Origin of the sequence: Rahnella sp. RcJ3, assembly GCF_009498575.1 — a bacterium.
GTDB lineage: Bacteria > Pseudomonadota > Gammaproteobacteria > Enterobacterales > Enterobacteriaceae > Rahnella > Rahnella aceris.
In genome coordinates this window covers 20,943-47,087 of record NZ_QSNX01000028.1, presented here as the reverse complement: position 1 = coordinate 47,087, position 26,145 = coordinate 20,943, and the positions used below count along the sequence as shown (strand labels likewise).

Below are 26,145 nucleotides of genomic sequence, written 5' to 3'. Positions count from 1 at the left end.
ATCAAGCTCGCCACCGAATACGGCAAAACCCAGCTGAATAGCGGGCATATCGTCGATGCGCAAAACGCGCCGCGCGGGCAAGGTTTTGAGCTGCGCACCGACGAACACGGCGTCCTGCGCGGTGGTAAGGGCGTCTTTCTGAGCGCGGACGCACAGCCGCAGGGTCAGGGTCAGGTGCTGGATAACAGCGCGGCGATGGCTGAAATCGACTACCTGCAGCGTCAGGTAAAGGCCCTCAGCCAGGCCGCCGCCGAAGCCAGCGCGCTGGAGGCCGACATCGCGGCGCAAATCGCGATGTTCAGCGAACGGCTGAAGCCGATAAATCAGGTGGTGCTGGCCAGCGCGCCACAAGGCATGGCGCTGACCAGCGGCGAGCATATGCAACTGGCCGCCGCCAAAAACATGATACTGAACGCCGGTAACAATGCGGATATCGGGGTGATTAAGAACCTGACCGTCAACACTGGTGAGGAAATGGGCATCTTTGCGCTGAAGGGCGAAATGAGCCTGAAGGCCGGCGAAGGCAGGGTCGACGTTCAGGCGCAGAACAACCGGCTGGCGCTTGCGGCGGGCAAAAAAGTGAGCATCACGGCGGTGGACGGCGACATCCTGTTCAGCGCGAAAAAGCGCATCACGCTGATAGGCGGCGGCAGTTATCTCATCCTGCAGGACGGCAAAATTGAGTACGGCACGGCCGGTGAGTATTTCAGGAAAACGCCGCACACGGTGCTGACGGTGGCGGAAACGATGCCGCATGACTTTCCGTCGGTTCCACCGGTGATAAGCGGATTAACGGAACAGGAAGCAGAGAATGAGCCTGCAAACGATATAACCCGCGCCGGAATTTCCTGAGCACAGGGTATATAACCCACGAGTATCGCAATCAACATTCCAGCAAGCGGAAAGCTGAACAAGGATGAAAATATGTTATTAGCGCCCCCGATTTTACTTTCACAGCGAAAAACAGAAACTGACGATGACTGGGTCAGGCGATGTATTCACGTCGATAAATACAGGGACTTCCCCGTAAATAATCTCGGGGCCTGGCACGGTGGTGTGCATATTCCTCATACCGATGCGGGGGGGACTGCCAATCCGGTCAGGGCGATTGCGGAAGGAGAAATTGTTTTTTGTCGCTATCCTTCCGACAGAATTAGTGAGGATCCGTTGTGCTATCTGGGGGCGACAGACGACGGGGTGGTGCTGTTGCGTCACACTCTGACGCTGGGTGACCCCGAAGTGAACATCGTTTTCTATTCGTTGTGTCAGCACCTGAAACAGGTGAGAAGGAATGTACTGGAAGGCGTGGGAACCCTCATTAAAAAAGGCACGATATTGGGCACATCCGGACGCGTAGACGGCAAGAACGGATTCCATTTTCAGATTTGCTGTGATGATACGAACCTGCAAAAGCTTGCGGGGAGAAGCACAGGCAATCTTGATATCAGCAAACCTGGGCGCAGCGATATCACCTATGGTGATAAGCATTATTATTTGCCCTCCGGCACGCCTTTTATGGCCTCTCCTGACGAAAAGAAAGCGACAAGACCCCCGCTGTATATCAGCGACACTGAGCTTTTCGTCACTTTTACGAATAAGAAGGTCTTTACCCGTCAGGAAAATCCGGCAGGTAGCAGCATTTACACGAAGCTCAGTGAGGCGGGTGTCCGTTTGCCTGCCGTACCGGCAAGGGATTACGGCGAAACAGTGACCTGGAATGAAGCTGAATGGATTTGTGCTAATTATCCCGGCGGTTCGGGGTGGGTGAAAATGACTGCACCGGGTATTAATCAATACTCTGATGCCGATTTTCCTCACTGGACGGGGTGGTCACTTGTTGATGATGACAGTAATGCAGACAGCCAGTGTGATTCACCGGTTATTCAGCAATGGCAGCAGCAAATAAAAGATGAAAAAAGCTTAAAAGAAAAATATTTTTACGCGATTTGCCGGTTCCCGTTTGAATGGGATGAAACCACCGTTGACTCACGGTTCAGTTGGTTAAAGCAGGATAATAAATTCGTGCAACCTGCTTTTAATCCTCCTTCCTGGGATAAATTTCTTAATCATGCCAATGCACTCAGCTTTTTTGGCAAATTACCTGCTGACGCCCGGACAGCATTATCAGGAAGGGTCTGGCATTTCAACCCTGCTGCTTTTATTATGCATATCAATAAGGCCTCACAGGTTGAGTATATTGCAGTGGTTGGGACGCAAATACACAATGACCCAGCAAATAAACTGTCTTTTATCGGTCAGGCGGTGAGGTATATGAGGAAGTATATGCAGGAAGGCAATCGTGGAGTATACACTGTATTGATATTTGAAGAGGGTTATGAAGATAAACATTATGCTATGCTTGAATCATCAGCGATGAAGTTTGGCTTTAAATATAAGAAAATTGAATGCAATACTAATTTATTTAAATATCTAAATGAAGGCAGTGACAGGCATTGCATTCCCGTCAAACAGTTATCTATTTTTTGTCACGGTTTGCAAAGTGAGTTTGCATTTGGATATAAATATGCTGTTTCAGAAAAGTTGAGTGTGAACTTACAGAACTACACAATGATAAATGAAAATATATTTAGTCGGTTGGGAAGAATTAATTCCTATGCTTGCCGTACTGCTATGGGAAGACTTGATGGACATAGTGATTATGAATTCACACCCAAGATAAATGAAAGTTTAGCGCAAAAAATGGCTAATTATTTTGATATTCCAGTTTTTGCATATGTTATTCGGAGTAGTTATGCAGATACATGGGGGGCAAGGTCGCAACGTTTAGCTAGTAAGGTGATTAAAGATCCTTGGTTTGAGAAGCTTTCCTTAGAGCGTGAGGTTAATATAAAATTATGCGGGGCCTCATATAACATTGATGGCGCACTAAATGATGTTGGGGCAGGAACTACCCCATATAATTTGACAGATGAATACATGGAGTTTCTTCCAGTATGAAAGCCAATAAAATATTATTTATAATTTTATTATTTATTATTTTTTTCGTATATTTAATTTTTCCGAATTATATAATAGAGTCAGGTAAGTTAGGATACAGAGTGGTGGATTCTTACTCTAAGGAATATTTTATTGATTGTGAGACTGCGACTCTATACAAAAAAAAACCTATCATTATGCTTCCATCTGAAAAAGAATGGATAGAAAACCATGTTCTTGATTTATATAAAGATGAGTTAATGAGGTTTGACAAGGACGGGAATTATTTAAAAGTGGTAACATCCAATCATTGGGTTGATGGTTTTTTGTACAAGCACAGCTTATTCGATTATGATGGGGATTTAGTCGATACTTTTGAAAACATAACTTTCATGTCAGGCCGTTATTATAAATTTCAATATTCGTTTAGAAATGGAAGTGTGAACTCTGGCGTTCTTTCAAGCCTAACTCCTTCAATAATGAAAACTAATTATAGCTATGAGTTTAATGTGGGGTTGGCAAAAAAAAGCTGCTCACATCCGCAATGATGTTAATTTCAACGTTATCGCTCGATTCTCCTCTCGGAGGAGGGCTGGGTATGAAAATGGCAGTTTATTTTGGTATTCCCGTAGGGGATTTATTATTTGCGGTAATCATAAGAATGCATGGGGAACAAGGATGGAACGTCAGGAAAGTAAGATAAAAAAAGACGAATTATTTAATGAGTTGAGCCGAGAACGCGATGAGAGTGTGAACTACTGTAAGGCCGCATATAATGTCCAGGGTGCTTTACATGATGTTGTTGCGGGGACAACGCCTGTAATAATTCATTTCGGGCCAGACTACATGGAATTCATGCCAAAATGAAAAGTAAGATAGCTATCTTTATTTTTGTTTCTTTTTGTATTTTAGGTTATTTGTTTTTCCCTAAATATATTATACATTCAGATGACTATGGCTATAAAATAGCTGACTCATATGCAAGGGAATATTACATAGACTGTGAAAGACCAGCATTATACAAAAAAAAGCCCCAGAAATGGATGAAAGAACGAAAGATTGGTTAAGAAATAACACAAATGTTATATATGAAGATGAGTTGAAGGAGTTTGACCAAAGTACAGGCTATTATAAAGCAATTACAAGCGGCTTATGGATTGACTCATTTAAGTATAAATACACATTTTTTGATGTGAGTGGTGATGTTGATGGTGATACCTATGAAAGTATATTTTTCATAAGTGGATTGTATTATCATTTTCAATATACTCCCAGAAAAGGAGATATACAGAAAGGCTATTTCGCAAGTTTCAGACCTTCAACGGAAAGAAAAAATTATAGTTATGACTTTGATGTTGATTTAGCAAAAAAAAGTTGTTCACATCCGCAATGATGTTAATTTCAACGTTATTGTTCTATTCCTATCTCTAAGGAGGGCCGGGTATGAAAAGGCGAGTTATTTTAGTATTCCTGTGGTGGGTTTATTATCATCGGTAATTACGAGAATACATGGGGTCAGGGTCGTAATATTTACCTAGTAAGGTAATTAAAACCCCTTGGTTTGAGATGCTTTCCTCAGAGTGTGAGATGAATATAAAAATATGCGGGCTTCATATAACATTGATGGGGCATTGAATGATGTTGGAGTAGGCACCACGCCCTATAATCTTTCAAAGGAATATAAGGATTACCTTCCAAAATGAAAGTAAATATTAAAATAGCACTGGGGTTGGTTTCTTTATTGCTAGGTTTATATTATATGTGGCCAAGATATATTATATCTTCTGGCCCACTAGGCTATAAAGTGGTTGATTCATATAGTAAGGACTATTATATAAATTGTGAAATAGATACGCTATATAAAAAGGATAAGGCTGAAATGAGTATAATCGATAGGGAGTGGATTGAAAATAACTTGGGAAAAATTTATAAAATTAGATTGTTAGAGTTTGATACAAATAGAGATGCATTAAAAATAATAAGCGCGCCGCATTGGGTTAACAGTTTTCTTTATAATTACAGCATATTTAATGAAGATGGTATTTTAACTGACATGTATGAAAGCATTATTAAAATCAATGGGGTTTATTATAAGTTCGATTATACATTAATTCCTGGTGAGGCTGAAAAGGGAAGGTTGTCAAGTTATCCTCCAACAAAAAGAAAAATTGATTATAGCTATGGCTTTTATGTGAACTTGGCAAAAAAAAGCTGCTCACATCCGCAATGATGTTAATTAGAGTCATTGTCAGGTATTGATTTCGGCAAAAAAACCAGCCCGCAGGCTGGTCTGGTGCATCACTGACGCGAATTAACGGCGGACGGCGATGGCTTCGATTTCGATTTTTACGTCTTTTGGCAGACGGGCGACTTCAACGCAAGAACGGGCCGGGAATGGCGCGTTGTGCTCGGTGAAGAAGGTTTCATACGTGGCGTTAACGGTGGCGAAGTCATTCAGATCTTTCACGAAAACGGTGGTTTTCACAATATCTGACACTTTCAGGCCAGCGGCTTCAACGATCGCCTGTACGTTTTCCAGTGACTGGCGCGTTTGTGCAGAAATGTCGTCAGCCACAGAGCCGGTTTTAGGATCCACTGGGATCTGGCCGGAAGTGATGATCATACTGCCCAGATCCACGCCCTGAACATAAGGACCGATAGCGGCAGGGGCGTTTTCAGTGCTGATTTCGCGGGACATAATGTCTCCTGATTTGCGTTAAGGGGAACAAGAAATTGTTCCCCAGTATAAAGGCTCAGTCGTTATTGAGCACCACCTGATGCTCAAACTCTTTCTCGCAGTATTTGCATTTCAGGTGCACGCCGTCTGCGCGTTGTTTCACCGCAAAGCTGGAGTCCACCGGTTCAAAACGGCTGATGCAGTTGCCGTTCGGGCAGCGCAGTACGCCGACAATCCGGTCCGGCAGCGTCGGCATCAGCTTTTTCACCACGTCGTAATTGTCGATGCGGTTCACCGTCGCGCGCGGGGCATACACCGCCAGCTGATTGACCTGTTCGTCGGTCAGAAAGGTGTTTTCAATTTTGATGATGTCTTTGCGGCCCAGCTCGCCGGAAGGCAGGTTCAGGCCGACCGTCACACGTTGTTCCGTCTGGGTAAACTTGAACAGCGACAGTAATTTAAATCCGACCTGGGCCGGAATATGGTCGATTACCGTACCGCATTTGATCGCTTCAACCTGAAGTTTGTTGTCGTGCGTCATAATCGTTTTCTCCTCAAGTTTACTGTGCAGTGTCTGCGTTCAGAACCAGCGCCAGCAAAGCCTGACGCGCAAAAATTCCGTTACCGGCCTGCTGGAAATACCAGGCATATGGCGTTTTATCCACATCCGGCGTGATTTCATCGATACGCGGCAGCGGGTGAAGCACTTTCAGGTGCGGCTGAGCATGGGTCAGATCGGCAGCCCGCAGGACAAACTGTGCTTTCACGTTGGCGTATTCCGATGGATCCAGACGCTCTTTTTGCACGCGGGTCATGTACAGAATGTCGATTTCAGACACCACTTCATCAATGCTGCTGTGCAGGCTGTATTCGATGCCTTTCTCTTCCAGCAACGTCAGGATATACCCCGGCATCGCCAGCGCGTCCGGCGCGATAAAGTAGAAGCGGTTGCCGTTAAATTTCGCCAGTGCCTGTGCCAGGGAATGTACTGTCCGCCCATATTTCAGGTCGCCAACCATGGCGATTTTGATGTTGTCGAGACGGCCCTGAGTTTCCTGAATGGTGAACAAATCCAGCAGGGTTTGCGTCGGATGCTGGTTCGCTCCGTCGCCTGCGTTGAGCACCGGAATACCGCCGGAGAATTCGGTCGCCAGACGCGCCGCGCCTTCCTGCGGATGGCGCATCACAATCGCATCAACGTAGGTGCTGATGACCGAAATGGTATCGGCCAGCGTTTCGCCTTTTTTGCCGAGCGAGGTGTTGCTGCTGTCGGAGAAACCCACCACCGAGGCGCCCAGACGATGCATCGACGTTTCAAATGACAGACGGGTGCGGGTTGAGGCTTCGAAGAAACAACTGGCGATCACTTTGTGTTTCAGCAATTCAGGCTGCGGGTTGGCTTTCAGGCTGGCAGCGGTATCCAGTACCAGTTCCAGCTCTTCGCGGCTGAGATCGTTGATAGAAATGATGTCTTTCTGATACAGCGGATTGGCCATAGTCGTCATTCTCCTGTTCTTTACGCGTAAAAAGTGTGGCGCTCAAATTCCGGACAAAAAAAAGCCCCTCAATGAGGGGCTTTCAGTAAAACGGTAATACCACGGAAGAACAACGGCAGCGGGCTGCCTGATGGCACGGTGTTTGGTCGATCATCTGAGCACAAAACCTGGCGATTGTTCATGGGTTCTCCCGACAAATTGTGGCGCATTATACGCGGGTCATTGACGACATCAAGCGGAAAAATGGCCTAAGGCAAACGGTTGCTGCCGTGGTTTTCCTTTATCGCCAGTATTCGCCTGATTATCCTGCAAACTCTGTCCAGCTCTGTCATTTCCCGTGGCGCAACCAGCACGGAAGTACTCGATGCGATCACGCCGAGCACCTCCGGCAACCGGTGTTGATCGATAATCCGCCCCACGGCGCGACCATAGCCCGGCATGACATGTACCACGACAAATTGAGGATTGTGATCCACATCGGTGACCATTTCACTCACTGGCCTCAGGGCATCAGGGATAAGCTGAGATTGCTCATTGAGGGCGTAAATCTTTTTGCCTTTGGCATTCTGTACCTTCACGACGCCCAGTATTTTCAGCAATTGAGAAATGGTGGACTGGCCGATGTTGCGGTATCCCGCCCGCTGGAATTCCACACGCAGTTCTTCCTGTGATGAAAAACTCCGGCTGGCAATAAGCTGATGGCAGAGGATCAGTTGCTGGTGTTCTTTTTCAAGTGTAGACAACGTTCTTTTCATGGTTATGTTCCCGGTAAATAAAGGACGTCAACATGGCAAAAAAATCATTTTCTACAAAGAGTTAAACCAAAGAACCGAGACTTAGCGCGAACATCAGCAATACCAGTAAAATTCCCATCAAAGGTGCGACCCATTTCAGCCAGCGGACATAGGGCACCCGCGCGATGGCCAGACCGCCCATGACGACGGCGGAGGTCGGCGTGACCAGATTCACCAGCCCCGATGCCGACTGATAAGCGGTCACCACCAGTTCACGCCCGACGTGGGCGAAATCGGCGAGAGGCGCCATAATCGGCATGGTCATCACCGCCAGACCGGATGAAGAGGGCACCAGAAACGACAGCACCACTTCGAGCAGGAACATGACGTTAATGAAAATCACGCTGGATAATCCGGAAACGATGCCTTCTGCGCTGTGCAAAATGGTGTGGGTGATCATGCCGTTGTCCATGATCACCACGATGCCACGGGCAATGCCGATGATCAGTGCCACGCCGAGCAGGTCGCGTGCACCATCAATGAATGTCGAGGTCAGTTCTTCCTCACTCATGCGGGCAATCAGCCCCACCAGGATCGCTGCGGCCAGGAAAACGCCGGAGATTTCCCCCATCCACCAGCCTTTTACCGATACGCCATAAATCATCACCACAAAAGCCAGCGCGAAGATCAGCAGAATGATTTTACGTACGCCGGTAAAGGGCAGCAGTTCATCGCTGCGGTTACCGAGAAAGTGGGCGCGGTTGCTGTCCCACTGATCAGCCACAACAGAAAGCGAGGGATCGCGGCGCACTTTACGGGCATAGCGCATCACCCAGATCACGCAGATCAGCCAGCCGACGATCAGAATCGCCACGCGCAGGCCGATCCCGTGGGTGAAGGGGATCCCGGCAGCATTGGCGGCAATCACTGTCGCGAAAGGATTGATCGTTGAGCCGAGCGTGCCAATCCCGGCGCCCAGCAGTACGGTAGCCGCCGCGACCAGCGGGTCGAAACGGGCCGCCATCATCACCGGTACCAGAAGGGTGTAAAATGGCAATGACTCTTCGGCCATGCCGTAAATGGTGCCACCGGCGGCGAACAGTGCCATCAGGATCGGGATCATCCATTCTTCTTTGCCCTTAAGCCGGACAGTCACCCGTTCAATTCCGGCGTCGATTGCCCCGGTTTTGGTGACGATGCCCAGAAAACCGCCGATGATCAGAATAAATAAAGCGACATCAATTGCGCCAGCCTGGCCGGTGGTGTGGTTGTACAGGCCATCAATGGGCGCGAGGAAAATATCCACCAGCCCCTGCGGGTTGCCGGTAACGGCGTGATAGGTGCCTGAGACGGGAACTTCTTTACCCAGCCCGACATTCATCGCCATGTCGTACTGACCGGCGGGGATAATCCAGCTCAGGCCCGCAACCAGCGCGATAAGCACAAACAAAATGGTGTAGGCAGAAGGGAATTTGAATGTACGCATAAACGTAATCCTTAAAAAAAGCGTGAAGGCAAAACGCCTTCACGCAAGGGGCTTAGTCATCGCCAAGGGTGGCGACCATGACCGCTTTTATGGTGTGCATACGGTTTTCGGCTTCATCAAAAACGATGGAATGCGGGGACTCAAAAACGTCATCCGTCACTTCCAGCCCTTTCATGCCGTAAGCGATTTCCAGTTCTTTGCCGAGGGTGGTTTCTTCGTTATGGAAGGCGGGCAGGCAGTGCATGAATTTGACGTCAGGATTGCCGGTGGCGTTAAGCACCGCCGCATTAACCTGATACGGGGTCATCAGACTGATACGTTCTGCCCAGGCGGTTTTGGCTTCGCCCATTGACACCCAGACATCGGTGTAAAGAAAATCGACGCCCTGTACGCCTTCATCAACGTGCTCTGTCAGCAGGATCCTTGCGCCGGTAGTGCGGGCGATATCGCGGCAGGTCGCGACCAGTGTCTCTTCCGGCCAGAAGGATTTTGGCGCGATCAGACGGATATCCATTCCCATTTTTGCTGCCCCGACCATCAGGGAATTACCCATATTGTTTCGGGCATCGCCCAGATAAGCGAAGCTGATCTGACAGAGTTTTTTACCCGGCGAGTGTTCAAGCATGGTCATCAGGTCGGCAAGGATTTGGGTCGGATGAAACTCGTCGGTCAGCCCGTTCCACACCGGTACGCCGGAGAATTCCGCCAGTTCTTCCACCGTCTTTTGTGCAAAACCCCGGTATTCGATGCCGTCATACATTCGCCCCAGCACGCGGGCGGTGTCTTTCATGGATTCCTTGTGTCCGATCTGGCTGCCGCCAGGGCCGAGATAGGTCACGTGTGCGCCCTGATCAAACGCGGCGACTTCAAACGCACAGCGGGTGCGGGTCGAGGTTTTCTCAAAAATCAGCGCGATATTTTTTCCGCGCAGACAAGGGCGTTCCTGACCCGTTTGCTTATCGTCTTTAAGCGTCAGCGCCAGGGTGATCAGTTGCTGAATTTCTTCCGGTGTGAAATCAAGAAGTTTAAGAAAATGACGGTTTTTCAATGTGGTAGTCATAACATCATCCTGAAATAATCAAGTGAGGGCGGGTTATTCCGCGCGGATACAGGTGCCTTTCAGACCGGCCAGAATGGCTTCACCCTCTTCCAGTGCGCCGATCCCCGCCAGCCCGTGGCAGGCGTCGACAAACTGGCAGGCGGCACTGACTTTCGGCCCCATGGATCCGGCGTCGAAGGTCATACCGGCGAGATCCCGTGTAGTGATTTGATGCAGCGGACGCTGCTCCGGCGTGCCCCAGCCGAGGTACACCGCATCGGCATCGGTCAGGATCAGCAGCGCGTCGGCCTGTAACTGACGCGCCAGCAGCGCCGCCGAAAGGTCTTTGTCGATGACGGCCTCTGCGCCTGCCAGCCCGTCGGCGGTCTGATGAACCGGCACACCGCCGCCGCCGTTACAGATGACCAGATAGTGCTTTTCCAGCAAGTCACGGATGGCATCAATCTCGAGGATGCGCTGCGGTTGAGGAGAGGCGACCACGCGGCGGAAATGCTGCCCGTCGGCTTTCATCGCCCAGCCTTTTTCGGCGGCCAGATTTTCCGACTGCGCCTGCGTATAAACCGGACCGATGTATTTCGTCGGCTTATCAAATGCCGGATCGAGTAGGCTGACTTCCACCTGCGTCAGCAGGGTGCAGACGCGACTCTCAGGCAGACAATTTTTCAACGCCTGTTGCAACAGATAGCCGATCATCCCCTGTGTTTGTGCCACCAGAATATCGAGCGGGTAGGGCGCGACTGCCGGATAAGCGCTGTTTTGCAGCGCCAGCAATCCGACCTGCGGGCCGTTGCCGTGCACCAGCACGACGCGCCATTTCTGGCATAGCGCAGCCAGCGTTTCGGCCGCCAGACGGATGTTTTTGCGCTGCAGTTCGGCTTCGAGCGGTTCGCCACGGCGCAACAATGCGTTGCCGCCGAGGGCGACAACCAGAACAGGTTTGTTCATGAAATTTTCCCGGTATAGGTGATCAGATGTCGTCGCGTTCAAGCGGGCAGCTCATGCAACGCGCGCCGCCGCGGCCTCTTCCCAGTTCATCACCCGGAATGGGGAGAACGGTGATTCCGGCTTTGTCGTATTTTTCGTTAGTCCGGGTGTTACGTTCGTAGCCGATGACCACGCCGGGACGCACGGTCAGGACGTTATTGGCGTCATTCCACTGTTCGCGTTCGGCTTCAAAACTGTCGCCACCGGTGGTGATGAGTCTGATGTCGTCAATGCCCAGCGCTTTACCGATTGCCCGCACGAACTGTGGTTCTTCGGTGCGACGCAGGCCACCGTGACCATTGTCGGTCAGCGTCCAGCACAACGTGGTGTCGCGCACCACTTCCGGATACACCGAGAAAGTGTCCAGATCGATATGTGTCATGACGGTATCAAGGTGCATACAGGAACGGTGTTTCGGTAATTGCAGCACAATCACTTTGGTGGCTTGCTGATGTTTGAACAGTGAACGCGCGAGGAACTCCACACCCTGCGGTGTCGTGCGTTCTGATAAACCAATTAATACTGCGCCACGGCCAATGACTAAAACATCGCCACCTTCCAGCGTGGCGTGGTCGTAATTAAATTCGTCGTCGCCAAAGTAAGTAATAAATTCGTTATCGGTAAAGTGCGGGTGCCAGCGATATATGGCCCGTAAATTATTGGTTTCCCGTTTACGTGCTTCCTTTGCCATCGGATTAACTGATACGCCGTTATATATCCAGCAGGAGGTATCACGGGTAAATAAATGATTGGGTAAAGGCTTAATCACGAAGTCATTTAACTGATGCGTATCTGTGACCATATTATGGAATGTATCGGGAATTTCACTGTATGTTAATCCGCCGCTCATAAACCGGGCCGTTTGCCGGTGAGGAAGATCGGCCAGCCAGCCACGAATCTCTTCGGCAAATTGTGGCCCAAGCCGGTAATCCGAGATTTGCCGGCTGAGCAGCCAGTCTTTGGCCTCGCGGTTATCGAGGGTTTCCGTCAGCAGGTCAGTGAGCAATAAGACTTCCACACCTTGCTGGCGCAAGGTCTGACTGAAGACGTCATGCTCTTTTCCGGCGCGCTCAACGGAAAGTACGTCATCGAATAATAATTCCTGACAATTCGACGGGGTGAGTCGCTGTAAACTTAAATTTGGCCGGTGAAGCATCACGCTGCGAAGTTGGCCTATTTCGGATCCTACATAATGCCGTTTCATATTTATCCCTTTTTATAAAAAGAAGACCAAATAATGTTTTGGGCAAATGAATTACGCGGAGAATAAATAATATATTCAACCTGAAATGGAATGTGCCCGCAACGGAGTGAATAATATTCCGCTCAGGCATTTAATATGTGATTCAGATCGCATCAGAATAAACGGATGAAAGAGGTTATATGTTGATTGATAAGCGTCATTGTTTTATTTATTAGCGGGCGCAGTAAAGTGAATAATAAACGAAATATCAGCGTAATTATTTATCCTGACAGTAAATGACCGATTGAGATAATGTTTACTCAGTTATAATCCGCTAAAAAATAAGGGGTTTATTTCTCGTCTGCATAGAATGTCTTTTTTCATGATTAAATATTTATAAATACTCTGAAACCTTAAATAACTATGATTTATTTGGGGTGTTTTCGGTTTAATTAACTTTGTGATCTGTGAGTGAGTTTTTATAAAAAATCCGTAATACCAACAGGATGAAAGGGCCACACTGAATACGTTTTCAGGGTTTATGCAATCTGACTGCATAACCATTGTTTACCGGCTACGGGTGATGTTCAGCCACAAAAATATCCCCCAGAAAGTCAAAATTTTGATCCCGCTCTGGCAAGCAGACAGCAAACAGGATTAGTATTTATGAAACGCTGTTTCACTCATGCATTACAAACCCGAGGTTATGATGATCACAGGAAACATCCACGCACTGCATCTCGTCCCTTATCTGCCCGCTGAGCTGCGCGAGGCCATTGAATACGTTAAACAACACATCACGCCGGACACCCCGTTGGGTAAACACGATATCCGCGGCAACGACGTTTTTGTGCTGGTTTCCAATGATTCCACTGCGCCACAGGCTGAACGCCGTGCCGAGTTCCACGCACGTAATCTGGATATCCAGATTATCCTCAACGGCACCGAAGGCATGACGTTCAGCAACTTACCGGCAGGATATGTCGATACCGACTGGCTGGAAGAGAAAGACATCGCGTTCCTGGCTGCCGGTGAGCAGGAAAAAACCATGATCATGCAGACCGGCGATTTCGTGGTGTTTTATCCGGGCGAAGTGCATAAACCGCTGTGCGCCGTCGGCGAACCGGCCAATGTGCGTAAAGCCGTGGTGAAAATGAACGTCAGCGCATTGTCCGCTTAATGCTTATTGTGTAGCGCTTTGTGCGCTTGATCAGCTTCATCCGCCAGCGACGCAGCCTGCCGAGACGTTCCGGCGCTTTGAGTTTGTGTTTGATCCACACCACCTGCCACGGCTGGAGACGCATCTGGCCGTTAAATACTTCTCCGCTAATCAGATCCTTCCCTTCGACCGCCAGCTTCAGCATCTGCGAATGATCGCTGATATTGAATATGCAGCTGATCCGGTCTTCGGTTTTCGGATCATAGCGTTCCATCGCAAACAGCGATTTGCCCAGATCAAACACGCGCTGGCCAGCCTGCGGTGAAAATGCCGGGTGCTCGCGGCGGTGCCTGATGAGTGCCTGTAATCCGTAAAAAATGCGGGCGCGTAAGCCGTCTTTTTTTTCCAGTTCAGCTTCAATATCCATCAGATCCAGCTTTTTACGGTTGATGCGGCGGTTGATCCCGGACTGATGCATGCCGTCGAGATCGTTCTCGCTGCCCAGCAGGCTGTGAATATAAATCGCCGGGACGCCGATAAACGACAATAACAGCGCCTGTGCCGCCAGAAACTTGCGGGCTTTCATCTCGGTATTATCTTCCGGTTCGGTCAGCGCGCTCAGGTAATTAATGTTCAGTTCGTAAGGCGAATGGGTGCCGTCGCCGTTGTCTTTATAGGACACGCGGCCTTCCTTGCGCAGCGTTTCCTGCGCCATGTATTTACGTTCGTCATCGGTCAGGAAGGTTTCGGTCGGACGTAAACCGATGCCGTCGTGGCTGGCAAGGAAGTTGAAATAGGTGGTGTCAGGGTAACGGGCTTCCGCATTCAGGCTTTGCGCCCATTGGGTGAGCGTGGTGGTGTCCTGACGCAAAAAAGCGTGCAAGGTCAGCGGTGGCAGCGGGAACTGATACACCATGTGTGCCTCGTCACCTTCGCCGAAATAACTGATATTTTCGTGATGCGGAACGTTGGTTTCAGTGATGATCCGCGTGCCGGGGATCACTTCATCGAGAATAGTGCGCCAGACTTTAATGATGTTATGCGCCTGTGGCATGTGAATGCAGCGCGTCCCGGCTTCTTTCCAGATATAGCCAATCGCATCAAGGCGGATCGACTGCCCGCCGCTGGCGGCGTATTGCAACAGCACATCAATGCTTTCCAGCAAGACCTGAGGATTCTTGAAATTAATATCGATCTGATCTTCACTGAACGTCGTCCACAGATACAGCTCGGTGCCGTCGGTTTTGATAAATGGCGAGAGTAGCGGCGAAGCGCGCGGGCGCACGACGCGGCTGTAATCCAGCTCGGGATTAGCGGCAATAAAGTAATCTTTGTAATACGGATCGTCATGCAGATAGCCTTTCATCCATTCGCTTGAGCGGGAAATATGGTTGATCACGCAATCAAACATCAGGTTGAAATTGGCCGAAAGGTGATGAATATCTGACCAGCCACCAAGATGTTCATCGATCCGCCGGTAGTCAATGACGCTGAAGCCGTCGTCTGAACTGTACGGATACATCGGCAGAATATGGATGTCGCTGATAATGTCGCGCAGATAAGTGTTAGCGAAATGATTGAGCGTCGCCAGCGGCGGTTGCTCGCCGTGACGGATATTATCGCCATAAGTAATCAGATAAATATTGGTACCATCCACCCAGCGGGTGGTGCGATGTTTGCCGTAATTCCATTTGTCGGCGAGATGCAGGATTTTTTTCAGCAGGTCGGCGATGTGTTCCCGGGGGTAAATCCTGCTTAACAGGCTTTCCAGCCGCAGAACATACTCAAGATTGACTGAGCTCATATCGGTTCCTTCTTCTGCATTTTTGTTTTTTTGACCAAAGCGCTTTAAAAAGGTTAGCTGAAAATGCAGTCTTCTGGCGGGAACGGGCGGGATAAAGTGCAAAACGATGTAAAGATTGCAGCGTGCAGGAAGTTTATCCTTGCTGCACGCCTGGGGGAAATCAGTCGTTACCGAGGGTGGCAACCATCACCGCTTTGATGGTATGCAGACGGTTTTCAGCCTGATCAAATACTACGCTGTGGCTGGATTCAAAGACTTCATCGGTGACTTCCATGCCGCCGTGCAGGCCATACTCTTCCGCCATTTGTTTGCCCAGCGTGGTCTGGTCGTCATGGAAGGCTGGCAGACAGTGCAGGAATTTCACCTGCGGATTGCCGGTCAGCGCCAGCATCGCGCTGTTGACCTGATAAGGGCGTAGCAAATTAATACGCTCTTTCCAGACTTCTTTCGGCTCGCCCATGGAAACCCACACGTCGGTATACAGGAAATCAGCCTCTTTCACGCCGGTCGCAATATCTTCGGTCAGGGTAATGCTGCCGCCATTTTCTTTCGCCAGGTGCTCACAGGTGGCGACCAGTTCGGCTTCCGGCCAGCAGGCCGACGGTGCGACAAGGCGCAAATCCAGACCGCATAATGCGGCGGCTTCCAGCAGCGAATTGCCCATATTGTTACGGGTGTCGCCCAGATAGGCCAGACGCATGCCTTTCAGTGGCTGGCCCGGCAGGTGTTCCTGCATGGTCAGCAGGTCAGCCAGCAACTGCGTCGGGTGGAATTCGTTGGTTAAGCCATTCCACACGGGGACACCGGCATATTGCGCCAGAATTTCCACTTTATCCTGACCGTAACCGCGATACTGAATACCGTCGTACATGCGGCCAAGGACGCGGGCGGTATCTTTCATCGATTCTTTGTGGCCGATCTGGCTGCCGCTTGGGCCGAGATAGGTGACTTTCGCCCCCTGATCGTATGCGGCAACTTCGAAAGAGCATCGGGTGCGGGTTGAGTCTTTTTCGAAGATGAGCGCGATGTTTTTGCCTTGCAGGCGGGCTTTTTCGGTGCCGTTTTTCTTAGCCGCTTTTAATTCTGCGGAGAGTTTCAGCAGTGACGAAATCTCTGACGGGGTAAAATCCAGTAACCTGAGAAAATGACGTTTACTCAACAAACTCATGATGTCGCTCCATAGCGCGTAAGCATTTCGGATTGAATTTAAATTCAATTTAACTGGATGAATATGCAAATACAACCCCGCAGCAAAAACTTTGTCGTTTATAGTGGAGACGCGCCCTGCGGTGTGTGAAAATAGCGTACAAACGTCACATTGATTGAGGACAGAGATATGGCAAACCGTGAATTGCTGGAAGAACAACGTGAAGAGACTCGCTTAATCATCGAAGAACTGCTGGATGATGGCAGTGATCCTGACGCGCTTTACACTATCGAACACCACTTATCTTCAGAGAAGTTTGAAGTTCTGGAGAAAGCAGCAGTTGAAGCATTCAAACTGGGTTATGAAGTCACTGACGCTGAAGAACTGGAAGTGGAAGATGGTTCAACCGTGATGTGCTGCGACGTGATCAGTGAAATCGCGCTGAAAGCGGAGTTGATCGACATCCAGGTTGAGCAACTGATGAATCTGGCCGAGGCCAACGGCGTCAACTATGACGGCTGGGGCACTTACTTCGAAGGCGATGACGACGAAGAAGGTGAAGAAGGCGAAGACGACGATTTCGTTGATGAAGATGATGACGGAAAACGTCATTAATCTGAATGCCTCCCCCTTCGCAGGGGGAGGCGTTAATTAAAGCACGTCCCCGTTACTCTCAATCACTTTCTGATACCAGCCGAAACTCTCCTTTTTCGAGCGTGCCATTGTGCCGCTGCCATCATCGTTTTTATCGACGTGAATGAAGCCATAACGTTTGCTGTACTGCCCGGTGGTAAACGACACGCAGTCGATGCAGCCCCACGGCGTATAACCCATCAGATCCACGCCGTCTTCCAGCACGGCTTTTTTCATCTGCGCGATGTGTGCTTTCAGATACGCAATGCGGTAATCATCGTGAATGACGCCGTCATCACCCGCTTTGTCGATCGCACCAAAGCCATTCTCGACAATAAACAGCGGCTTCTGATAACGCTCGTACAAAATATTCAGGGTGTAACGTAGCCCGACGGGATCAATCTGCCAGCCCCAGTCAGACGCTTTCACATGCGGATTCGGCACGCTGCCCGCAAAACCTGACAAGCCATTATCATCACTCGGATTGTGCGCTGAAATGGCGTTGCTCATGTAATAGCTCAGGCCGATGTAATCCGCACAGCCATCGCGAAGTGCCTGTAAATCGCCATCTTCCATTTTGATGTTGAAGCCGCGACGTTCCCACTCTTTCAGCGCATACGCCGGGTAATAACCGCGCATATGGACGTCGCTGAACAGGAAGCGTTCGTGCATTGCTTCAACGGAATACATCACGTCGTCAGGATGGCAGGAGAACGGATAGAGCGGCACCATGGCGATCATGCAGCCAATCTGAAAATCAGGGTTGATGTCATGGCCAAGTTTCACCACTTTAGCGCTGGCCACGAACTGATGATGCAGCACCTGATACATCGTCTCTTCCGGATTTTCCTCCTCGGTAAATACCACGCCGGAGCAGCAATAACCGAACAGCGGATATTTCCAGTTACGCTGGTTATTGATCTCGTTGAAGGTCATCCAGTATTTCACTTTGCCTTTGTAACGCTCCATCACCACCTGGCTGAAACGCACAAAGAAATCGACGACCTGACGGTTTTTCCAGCCGCCGTATTCCTTCACCAGATGCCACGGCATTTCGAAGTGGGAGAGGGTGATTACCGGCTCAATATTGTGTTTGAGCAGCTCATCAAACATATCGTCATAAAATTGCAGACCGGCTTCGTTTGGCTGTAATTCGTCACCGTTCGGGAAGATGCGCGTCCAGGCAATCGAGGTGCGGAAGCATTTGAAACCCATTTCGGCGAACAACGCGATGTCTTCTTTGTAGTGCGAGTAGAAATCGACGGCTTCGTGGTTCGGATAGCTGTAGCCGTCAAGCACGCCGTCGGTCATCACCCGGTCAACGCCGTGCGCGCCGCCGGACAGGACGTCGCAAATGCTGATGCCTTTGCCGCCCTGGTTCCAGCCGCCTTCCACCTGATGCGCCGCTACCGCGCCGCCCCACAAGAAATCTTTCGGTAACTGATGATTCATTTGATTCTCCCTGGATACTTGATGAGGGCAGATTGCTTCTGCCCTGTAGATCGTAATGTCAGATTTAATTCATTTCAGCCTGCGCAGCCCGACGGGTTTCTGCCGGTACTTTTTGGGTCGCGGTAACATCGGGTTCATCTTTGAAACCGACCAGCCAGGTGAACAACGCACCGAGCACAAAGGCGACGCTAATGGACAACAGGAAACCGAGGAACTGTGGCATATGACCTTCTTTGAAGAACACCGGCAGTACGGCAATCCCCGGCAGGCAGTAGCTCCATGAAACTGCATTAAAGGAACCGGCAATCGCACCGCCAATCCCTCCTGCGACACAACTGCACAGGAAAGGTTTTTTCAGGCGCAGCGCCACACCATAAATAGCGGGTTCAGTGATACCGAACAGGCCGGTGACGCCCGCAGACAATGAGATCCCTTTCATTTCGCGGCTGCGGGTTTTCAGATACACGCCAAACATGCTGCCGGTCATCGCGAAGACGGCAGAAGCCTGCAGGCCGGTAAAAGTGTCGTAACCCAGCGTCGCGTAGTTGCCGACGGTGACCGGCGTAATGCCCCAGTGAACGCCAAGTGTGACCAGCGGCTGCCAGAATGCGCCCACCACGAAACCTGCAATGGTCGGGCTCAGGTGATAAAGGGTGTTATAAACGCCGCCAATCGCGCCACCGATCAGGTTTCCGACCGGGCCAAACACCAGCAGGGTCATCGGCACCATAATCGCGATACAGAACATCGGTGTGAACAGGTTGCGGATCACCACCGGCAGCACTTTATTGAAGAAGTGCTCGATGTAAGACATTGCCCAGACCATCAGAATGATCGGGATAACCGACGCGGTATAGCTCAGGTATTTCACCGGAATACCGAGGAAATCGAGCGTTGGTGCGGAAACCGGAATACCGACCACGTTCTGCAGGATATTCGCAATATCAGGATTGCTGACCGCTTCACGCATCAGTTGCTGCATGGCCGGATCGGCGGAGTTGATCGACGTTATCTTAAAGGCCGTCAGCATATTCATGTAATCGGGGCTGATCAGCGCGCAGGCTGTAATGACTGCGGTGAAAGGATTGACGTTGAATTTTTTCGCGGCGGTGAAAGCAATCATCACCGGCAGGAAGGTAAAGGCCGTCCACGACACAAAATTAAGAATACGGTAGGTACCGCTGCTGGCGTCCATAATGCCGATGGCAGCCAGGAAGGAAATAATCCCCTGCAAAATACCGCAGGCGGCAAGCTGATAAAGGAAAGGCGTAAAGATGCTGGATATCACGTCCATGACGCGGCTGACAATACCCACATTCGGTGCAGAAACCGGTGCATTTTCATCAATCTGGATCAGTTTCAGCACCTGCTTGTACGCGTCGCTCACGTGATTGCCAATCACCACCTGCATTTGTCCGCCGGCCTCGATAACGGTGATAACGCCTTTCACTCGTTTTAATTCTTCTTTATCGACGGCTTTATTATCTTTCAGAACAAAGCGTAAACGTGTGGCGCAATGTGTGATGCTAATCACATTATTATCGCCACCAATATATTTAACAATATCCTGAGCGGTCTGAGCGTAATCAATAGCCATTGTTTATTATTCTCCTGCGGGAATACAGAGGTGAGCTTTTTTGTTTTTTTACTCGTCGGCAGGAGTGTAGCAAAAGAAAAGGTATTGTCACGATATAACAAAAATCAAATCGGGTGATTTGTTACTTATTAAAAACACCCTGTTTTTTCATTGCGCTGAGTCACGTTTTATTAACGGTAATTTCTTGCCGATGGTCTCAATAATATAAAGTACCGGGATCTGCGTGGTAATATTATATTGTCCTTCGAGGACTATTTGCGGCATGTGATAAGAGATGTTGAGGTCTGCAAGCCGCGCCAGTGTTGAGTTCTCGCTGTTAGTGAGGCTGATGATTTTGCAATTATGCTGGCTGAACTGCGTAGCAAAACGCAGCACTTCTTCCGTTTCACCCGAGACAGAAAGAATAATAGCGATAGCGTCTTTATACATATCACTGTTGATCGGGAAATAAGGATCATCAATAAAGGTACTGAATTTTCCGACATTAGAGAAAAAGCGTGCGCTGTATTTTCCTAATGAACCTGATGTCCCGACGCCGACAAATATAATACGCTGCGCATTGGCAATCTGGCGGGCGGCCTTTTCTAATAATTCATCAAAATCACTGTTATTAATACTTTTGAAATAACTGATGATCTCACTGATGCCAAACGACACTGGCGGCTTTTCTTCATGCTCTAAAAACAACTTGAAACGGATACGAAATTCGGAATAACCGTCGCAATCCATTTTCTTGCAGAAGCGCAAAACTGTCGTGGTCGAGACACCTGCGGCATCCGCCAGTTCACGAATGGTCATGTACATGACTTTATCGCCGTTTTTGACGATGTAGTTGTAGACCGTCAGTTCCAGTTCGTTTAACGCTGAAATGGCTTTATGTGTGAACATTCAGATGCCTGTTTGCAAAGCGCGAATAAAGAACGTCAACGGTGTCAGAGGTGTTTTAACATCGTCACTTCACAATCGACATGGCCGGTGTTGCCGAGGGCGCAGTCAATGTGATGGAAACCCAGACGTTCATACAGCGCAATCGCCTGGGTCAGACTGGCGGTGGTTTCCAGATAGCAGCGGGCAAAGCCCTGCTGGCGTGCATGTTCAATGGCCTGTAAGGCCAGTCGTTTTGCCAGCCCCTGACCGCGCAGTGCTGGCATAAAATACATCTTCTGCAATTCACACAGATCGTTATCTGCACCGGATAAGGGTGCGACGCCGCCACCGCCCGCGACCACCCCGTCCAGTTCTACCACCCAGTAGGCACAACGGGGCTGGCTGTAGGTTTCAAACAGGTGATCCAGATTCGGGTCAGCGACGGTATAGCCTTTATCGGCGGTCAGGCCAAATTCGGCAGAAACGTGGCGGATCACGTTAGCGATGGCAGCGTTATCTTCATGGCGTATCGGGCGCACCCGCACGCTGACAGGAAGGGAGGTCGTCATGTTACTCACTCAGTTTCAATAACAGGCAAACAAACAGACCGTTTTAATACCATTTTAGGGCGTGCTGATGCAACGCCGCAGGCGTTTCCCGATGATTTTACTTATCCCAAATGCGAATTTTTTTCATTGGCAGAGGGAATAATTCGTTGCCTGAAAGGTCAGAGACATGATTAAATCTTCATCGTTACACAATGTGCTCTGCCACCTTTCTTTATTTTAAGAAGGGCGGCTTCCCATTCCTTTCAGGACGAAAGATAAAAATGTCAGATAATAATCAATATAACGATAACCTGCATCAGGTACGTTTTCATGGCAAGGGCGGAGAGTATTTCGCAATATGGCTGGTTAATGCATTATTAACCATCATCACTCTGGGGATTTATTCGGCATGGGCGACCGTTCGCCGTCGTCGTTATTTCCTCGGTAATACCGAAATTAATGGCGACCGTTTTGATTACCACGCAAAACCCGTTCAGATATTGAAAGGACGTTTGCTGGTGATTGGCGGCATTATCGTCTTTTATATTCTGGCCGCACTGCTGCCTCAGCTGGCTCTGTTGATTGCGCTGGTTTTCCTCGCGCTATTGCCCTGGGTGATTATCCGCAGCTGGCGTTATAACGCGATCATGACCAGTTACCGTGGTGTGCGTTTTAACTATCACTGCAAAACAGGCCGTGCGTACTGGACAATGTATCTGTGTCCGATTCTGTTAATGCTGGCGCTGTATATTCCGATCACTGCGGTGGTATTAATTGCCGTTCAGATGGCCAGTATCAGCGCGATTCTGATCAGCGTGGTATTAGTGGCGGTGGCATTGGTACCGGGTGTGGCAGCGGTGCAGGGTATTATCAGCGCCATGACACACGATCTGTATGTGAATAATCTCTTTTTCGGCAATACCGCTTTCCGCGCTGATCTGAAAAAAGCCGCATTTATTAAATATAGCCTGCTGGGCATTGTGTTATTCCTGCCTTTCCTGATCATCGCCCTGTGGCTGATGGGTTCCTTCTTCACTACGCTGTTACAGATGGCTTATATGGGGGGCATGTCTGAAGACATGGCGGGCATGATGCTGATGAGCAATTTATTCAGCTTCATTCTGGCCTTCATCATCATGTTTGTCGGCGCGCTGGTGGTGGCGAGCTATCAGGTGGTGGCTGTGCGCAATTACGTCTTTAACCAGACGCAAATCGGTGACCGCGTGAAACTGCGTTCATCCATGAAAACGATGTCTTATCTGGGTCTGCTGTTCACCAATGCGCTGATTGTGGTCTGCTCGCTGGGGCTGGCAACGCCTGTCGCCCATGTCCGTTCCGCCCGCTATATGGCAGCCTGCACGGCGGTGACCGGTGATTTATCCCTGCTGGAAGTTCAGGCGCATGCTGACACCGCCAACACGGCAGTGGCAGAAGAAGTGACTCAGGCGTTCGACCTTGGCGTCGGAATGTAATGCATGATCATTGAAGGCTTTTATCAGCCTCCTGGACGGGCAGCTCGCAAGGCTGCCCGCCTTTTTTTGGGCGGCGACCCGTGTCTGACGCTGGAAGCTGAAAACCTGAACCCGACTTTTTCTCTCAGCGAGATCGAGGTTTCTGATGCGCTGGGCACGATCCCGCTGTTTCTCACTTTTCCCGATGGTGGCCGTTTTGTGCCTGCCGATGACGGTGCATTTCGTCACTGGTTACGGCAGCATCGCCGGCCCGGCTGGGTATACCGCATGGAAAGCCATAAGCGCGGGGTGCTCCTCACCTTACTGGCGACCTGCCTGCTGATTTTCTTTTATATCTACGGTTTATTGCCGTGGGCCAGCAATGTGATTGCGCAGCGAATTCCCACCACTGTTGAGCAAAACCTCGGGCGTCATACGCTGACACTGCTCAGCGCCAGTGATTTCCGGGATTCGGCGTTGCCTGCCGATAAACAGAAAGCACTTCAGCAGCTTTTCCAGCAGGTGATCCCGCCGTCATTACGCACCGACCGTACGCCGGTCCGGCTGAAGCTGATGAATATTCCCGATGTGGCTAACGCTTTCATGCTGACGGACGGCACGCTGATCCTCAGCGATAAACTGGTGGCGCTTAGCCCGGGTGATGACGCGCTGGCAGGGGTAATGCTGCATGAGATGGGACATCACGCTTACCGGCATCCCATGCGCATGCTGGTGCGTTCCTCGCTGGTGTCCCTCACGCTGTTATGGATGACCGGCGATGTCAGCGGCATTGGCGATACCTTATTACAAACGGCATCGCTGGCGAATGAACTGCAATTTTCCCGCGGTATGGAGCGTGAAGCGGATAACTGGGCGATAGCAGAAATGAAGCGGGAAGGGCGCTCGCTTGAGCAAATGGCGGAAATATACAGCAGGGTATCCGCAGAATCGCAGAAGGAGAAAGCGGACGGCGTGTTACCTGACTGGCTCAGCACACATCCTGCGATGCAGTCACGTATCGGGCATATCAGGGATGCGGCAAAGGAGTAGTGATGATCTAAAACCTCTGACGGGTCCGCGAAAGAACCCGTCAGAACGTGAAGTCTTACTCGTAGGTCACCGTAAAATTCGCGACTGCATTCGCCGATAGCATTAAGTATCTTCAACTCAACGACTTCAGATGAAAAAGCAAAGTCGGGCGAAGATAACAATTTGGAAAAACTGATCAGGTCGTTAATAAGACTTGCGGGTATCAGCGTTACTTCCAGAACTGTGCTTTTGTTTTTATTATCTTTTCATCCTATTTTCTATTTCCTCTGATGATTTTTATAATTATTATTATTTATAATAAACATTTATTTCCGGTTTTGATTGGCCAGCTTTAATAACATATTGTTTTTTAGGCACTCCGCTAATTTTTTTACTGTCATGCCCGTTGATACTTTTTCGTCGGATTGCCTCCCGCGCTGTTATGAAATATCCCATTATATTTCAACTGGATAATGCGAGGTACTGGTATTGTTTAGTCTGTACATTTAATGTGGTGTATGTTCTAAAGTTATTTAATTACTAGTATTTTTGTTTGCGAATATATAGGTTTTTGCATGTAATTCAAGGTTAAAACATTGTTCGTTAACTTTACTAAAATATTAATTAAGGAGATCGGCTGTATTGTTATCCCTGTGATGCACTATTATCTGCCCCAGAAGTAAGGGCGCGTAATTATTTTACAGAACTTACTGCTTTATTAAATCGGACAGTACTGTCTATGAAATGTAAACTCAAAAAGCAAAGGGATATGTTGATGAAAATGAATACCTATTTTAAAGTGGGTCTGTTAGCTGCAGGCCTGGCTGCTGCAAGTGTTCATGCGGCAGATGAGTCTGGTAGCCTGAAATTCAAAGGTGAAATTATTGCCGGTGCATGTACGGTTGATGGTGAACTTGCACCGATCGCATTTGGTGATGTTTCAGGCAGTGCAATTGTTGATGGCTCCGTTGCAAAACAAGACATCACGATTAACCTGACCGGTTGCCCGGCCGTAGCGAATGTGAAGTTGACCACCAACGGTGATAAAGACGTCACCAACAATAAATTACTGAAATTATCTGATTCTTCTTTAGCAACGGGCTTTGGTATTGGTCTGTATAACGAAGATGGCAGCGAATTGGCAGTTCAGACAGAATCGAACCCAGTGGCTGTAAATCCAGAACTGGGTACCGCAGTAATTAACCTGAAAGCAGCTCCGGTTAAAGTGGGCGAATCTGTAACTGGTGGCGCATTTGATGCAACGACCAGTTTCACTCTGTCTTACAATTAATAAAATAAGTGAATTTTTAATTCGCTGATATTTGAATATATAAAGGATTATCTCATGAAAATGAAAATGGTTTCAGCAGCTGTATTTGTATTTGCTGCACTGAGTTCTCAGGCTGCATTCGCTATTGATGGTACACTTAATTTTACCGGTACCGTTAAATCTACTGCTTGTTCTCTGGAGTCAAAAGATTTGACTGTAACTATTGAGAAAGTAGCAGCATCTACCCTTAATGCATTAGCTGTTGGTGAAACTACTCCGGGTGCATCAGAGCCATTTAGTCTGGTATTGCGTGGTTGCCCTGCATCCGTGACGAGCGCAAACGTGAAGTTTAAAGGCAACTCAAGTACCTCTAACCAGTTTACTGATGCAACTCCTAGTGCTGTAGGTACTATCATCAAAGCAGCCGATGGTACTCTTCAGGTTCCAAATACTGATATGCCGGCTGCCCTGGTTGAAGGGGATAACACCCTTAACTATGTTGCTGCTCTGACTCGTACCAAGACTAGTAATGTTGGCACCGGCTCCTGGACTCTTAATCTTCCGTTCGAAATTACTTATCAATAATTTTGAATCTTAATAAATATACGGAATAAGGTGACTTATTCCGTTT

At 49.2% G+C, this 26,145-nt stretch carries 25 protein-coding genes; 11 read left to right on the top strand and 14 right to left on the bottom strand.

The window, feature by feature from the left end; all coding sequences use genetic code 11:
* From DXU84_RS23090 to DXU84_RS23065, 5 genes are all read left to right on the top strand, one after another.
* The coding region (locus DXU84_RS23090; protein WP_153376724.1) for a type VI secretion system Vgr family protein at positions 1-852 on the top strand (852 nt) is incomplete at its 5' end.
* A 72-nt stretch (positions 853-924) separates the two neighbouring features.
* On the top strand, positions 925-2,958 hold the full coding sequence (locus DXU84_RS23085; RefSeq protein ID WP_153376723.1) for a M23 family metallopeptidase: 2,034 nt from the start codon (positions 925-927) through the stop codon (positions 2,956-2,958).
* Positions 2,955-3,485 carry a hypothetical protein gene (locus tag DXU84_RS23080; protein ID WP_015690501.1) on the top strand — a complete coding sequence of 177 codons (531 nt, stop codon included), beginning with the start codon at positions 2,955-2,957 and terminating at the stop codon, positions 3,483-3,485. The genes DXU84_RS23085 and DXU84_RS23080 overlap by 4 nt, the downstream gene beginning before the upstream one ends.
* Before the next feature lie 491 nt (positions 3,486-3,976).
* Positions 3,977-4,330 (top strand): hypothetical protein, encoded by a 354-nt coding sequence (locus DXU84_RS23070; RefSeq protein ID WP_228389047.1) that lies wholly within the window; start codon positions 3,977-3,979, stop codon positions 4,328-4,330.
* 306 nt (positions 4,331-4,636) lie between these two features.
* Positions 4,637-5,167, top strand: coding sequence for a hypothetical protein (locus DXU84_RS23065; protein WP_153376722.1), 531 nt, complete (start codon positions 4,637-4,639; stop codon positions 5,165-5,167).
* Positions 5,168-5,248: 81 nt separating this feature from the next.
* Here the strand turns inward: DXU84_RS23065 and ridA are convergent, their stop codons facing one another.
* From ridA to arcA, 8 genes are all read right to left on the bottom strand, one after another.
* Entirely contained in the window at positions 5,249-5,635 is a 387-nt protein-coding gene (ridA, locus tag DXU84_RS23060; RefSeq protein ID WP_126125223.1) for a 2-iminobutanoate/2-iminopropanoate deaminase, read from the bottom strand.
* Between the two features lie 55 nt (positions 5,636-5,690).
* A complete protein-coding gene (pyrI, locus tag DXU84_RS23055) occupies positions 5,691-6,155 on the bottom strand; it encodes an aspartate carbamoyltransferase regulatory subunit (RefSeq protein ID WP_013577172.1) in 465 nt (154 codons plus the stop codon).
* A 19-nt stretch (positions 6,156-6,174) separates the two neighbouring features.
* Positions 6,175-7,110, bottom strand: a complete 936-nt coding sequence (pyrB, locus tag DXU84_RS23050) for an aspartate carbamoyltransferase (RefSeq protein ID WP_013577171.1) — start codon at positions 7,108-7,110, stop codon at positions 6,175-6,177.
* Positions 7,111-7,358: 248 nt separating this feature from the next.
* Positions 7,359-7,865 (bottom strand): arginine repressor, encoded by a 507-nt coding sequence (locus DXU84_RS23045; protein ID WP_013577169.1) that lies wholly within the window; start codon positions 7,863-7,865, stop codon positions 7,359-7,361.
* Positions 7,866-7,926: 61 nt separating this feature from the next.
* Positions 7,927-9,330, bottom strand: coding sequence for a YfcC family protein (locus DXU84_RS23040; protein WP_013577168.1), 1,404 nt, complete (start codon positions 9,328-9,330; stop codon positions 7,927-7,929).
* 52 nt (positions 9,331-9,382) lie between these two features.
* The gene (gene argF, locus DXU84_RS23035; protein ID WP_153376721.1) at positions 9,383-10,390 is read right to left on the bottom strand and encodes an ornithine carbamoyltransferase; all 1,008 of its coding nucleotides are present in this window, start codon (positions 10,388-10,390) and stop codon (positions 9,383-9,385) included.
* 33 nt (positions 10,391-10,423) lie between these two features.
* Positions 10,424-11,335, bottom strand: coding sequence for a carbamate kinase (gene arcC, locus DXU84_RS23030; RefSeq protein WP_013577166.1), 912 nt, complete (start codon positions 11,333-11,335; stop codon positions 10,424-10,426).
* Positions 11,336-11,357: 22 nt separating this feature from the next.
* Positions 11,358-12,578, bottom strand: coding sequence for an arginine deiminase (arcA, locus tag DXU84_RS23025; protein WP_013577165.1), 1,221 nt, complete (start codon positions 12,576-12,578; stop codon positions 11,358-11,360).
* Positions 12,579-13,266: 688 nt separating this feature from the next.
* Between arcA and DXU84_RS23020 the strand changes: the two genes are divergently transcribed.
* Positions 13,267-13,737: a YhcH/YjgK/YiaL family protein gene (locus DXU84_RS23020; RefSeq protein ID WP_013577164.1), complete on the top strand. Its 471-nt coding sequence runs from the start codon at positions 13,267-13,269 to the stop codon at positions 13,735-13,737.
* Here DXU84_RS23020 and DXU84_RS23015 read toward each other — a convergent pair.
* Positions 13,718-15,520, bottom strand: coding sequence for a sugar phosphorylase (locus DXU84_RS23015; protein WP_013577163.1), 1,803 nt, complete (start codon positions 15,518-15,520; stop codon positions 13,718-13,720). The two genes, DXU84_RS23020 and DXU84_RS23015, sit on opposite strands and share 20 nt — an antisense overlap.
* Before the next feature lie 160 nt (positions 15,521-15,680).
* Positions 15,681-16,688, bottom strand: coding sequence for an ornithine carbamoyltransferase (argF, locus tag DXU84_RS23010; protein ID WP_037035102.1), 1,008 nt, complete (start codon positions 16,686-16,688; stop codon positions 15,681-15,683).
* A gap of 168 nt (positions 16,689-16,856) precedes the next feature.
* Here argF (DXU84_RS23010) and rraB point away from each other — a divergent pair, with 168 nt between their 5' ends.
* Entirely contained in the window at positions 16,857-17,282 is a 426-nt protein-coding gene (gene rraB / locus DXU84_RS23005; protein WP_013577161.1) for a ribonuclease E inhibitor RraB, read from the top strand.
* Positions 17,283-17,318: 36 nt separating this feature from the next.
* Here the strand turns inward: rraB and DXU84_RS23000 are convergent, their stop codons facing one another.
* The 4 genes from DXU84_RS23000 to DXU84_RS22985 all read right to left on the bottom strand — a co-directional run bounded on the left by DXU84_RS23000 (position 17,319) and on the right by DXU84_RS22985 (position 21,785).
* A complete protein-coding gene (locus DXU84_RS23000) occupies positions 17,319-18,752 on the bottom strand; it encodes a 6-phospho-beta-glucosidase (protein ID WP_013577160.1) in 1,434 nt (477 codons plus the stop codon).
* 64 nt (positions 18,753-18,816) lie between these two features.
* Complete coding sequence (locus tag DXU84_RS22995; protein WP_013577159.1) at positions 18,817-20,349, bottom strand: PTS transporter subunit EIIC; 1,533 nt, start codon at positions 20,347-20,349, stop codon at positions 18,817-18,819.
* Between the two features lie 147 nt (positions 20,350-20,496).
* Positions 20,497-21,237 carry a MurR/RpiR family transcriptional regulator gene (locus DXU84_RS22990; RefSeq protein ID WP_013577158.1) on the bottom strand — a complete coding sequence of 247 codons (741 nt, stop codon included), beginning with the start codon at positions 21,235-21,237 and terminating at the stop codon, positions 20,497-20,499.
* A 44-nt stretch (positions 21,238-21,281) separates the two neighbouring features.
* Positions 21,282-21,785 (bottom strand): GNAT family N-acetyltransferase, encoded by a 504-nt coding sequence (locus DXU84_RS22985; protein ID WP_013577157.1) that lies wholly within the window; start codon positions 21,783-21,785, stop codon positions 21,282-21,284.
* Between the two features lie 260 nt (positions 21,786-22,045).
* Here DXU84_RS22985 and DXU84_RS22980 point away from each other — a divergent pair, with 260 nt between their 5' ends.
* From DXU84_RS22980 to DXU84_RS22965, 4 genes are all read left to right on the top strand, one after another.
* Positions 22,046-23,236: a YjgN family protein gene (locus tag DXU84_RS22980; protein WP_013577156.1), complete on the top strand. Its 1,191-nt coding sequence runs from the start codon at positions 22,046-22,048 to the stop codon at positions 23,234-23,236.
* 3 nt (positions 23,237-23,239) lie between these two features.
* Complete coding sequence (locus tag DXU84_RS22975; RefSeq protein WP_013577155.1) at positions 23,240-24,265, top strand: M48 family metallopeptidase; 1,026 nt, start codon at positions 23,240-23,242, stop codon at positions 24,263-24,265.
* Positions 24,266-25,019: 754 nt separating this feature from the next.
* Positions 25,020-25,535: a fimbrial protein gene (locus tag DXU84_RS22970; protein WP_015690498.1), complete on the top strand. Its 516-nt coding sequence runs from the start codon at positions 25,020-25,022 to the stop codon at positions 25,533-25,535.
* Between the two features lie 54 nt (positions 25,536-25,589).
* A complete protein-coding gene (locus DXU84_RS22965; protein WP_013577153.1) occupies positions 25,590-26,099 on the top strand; it encodes a fimbrial protein in 510 nt (169 codons plus the stop codon).
* Positions 26,100-26,145 lie beyond the last annotated feature (46 nt).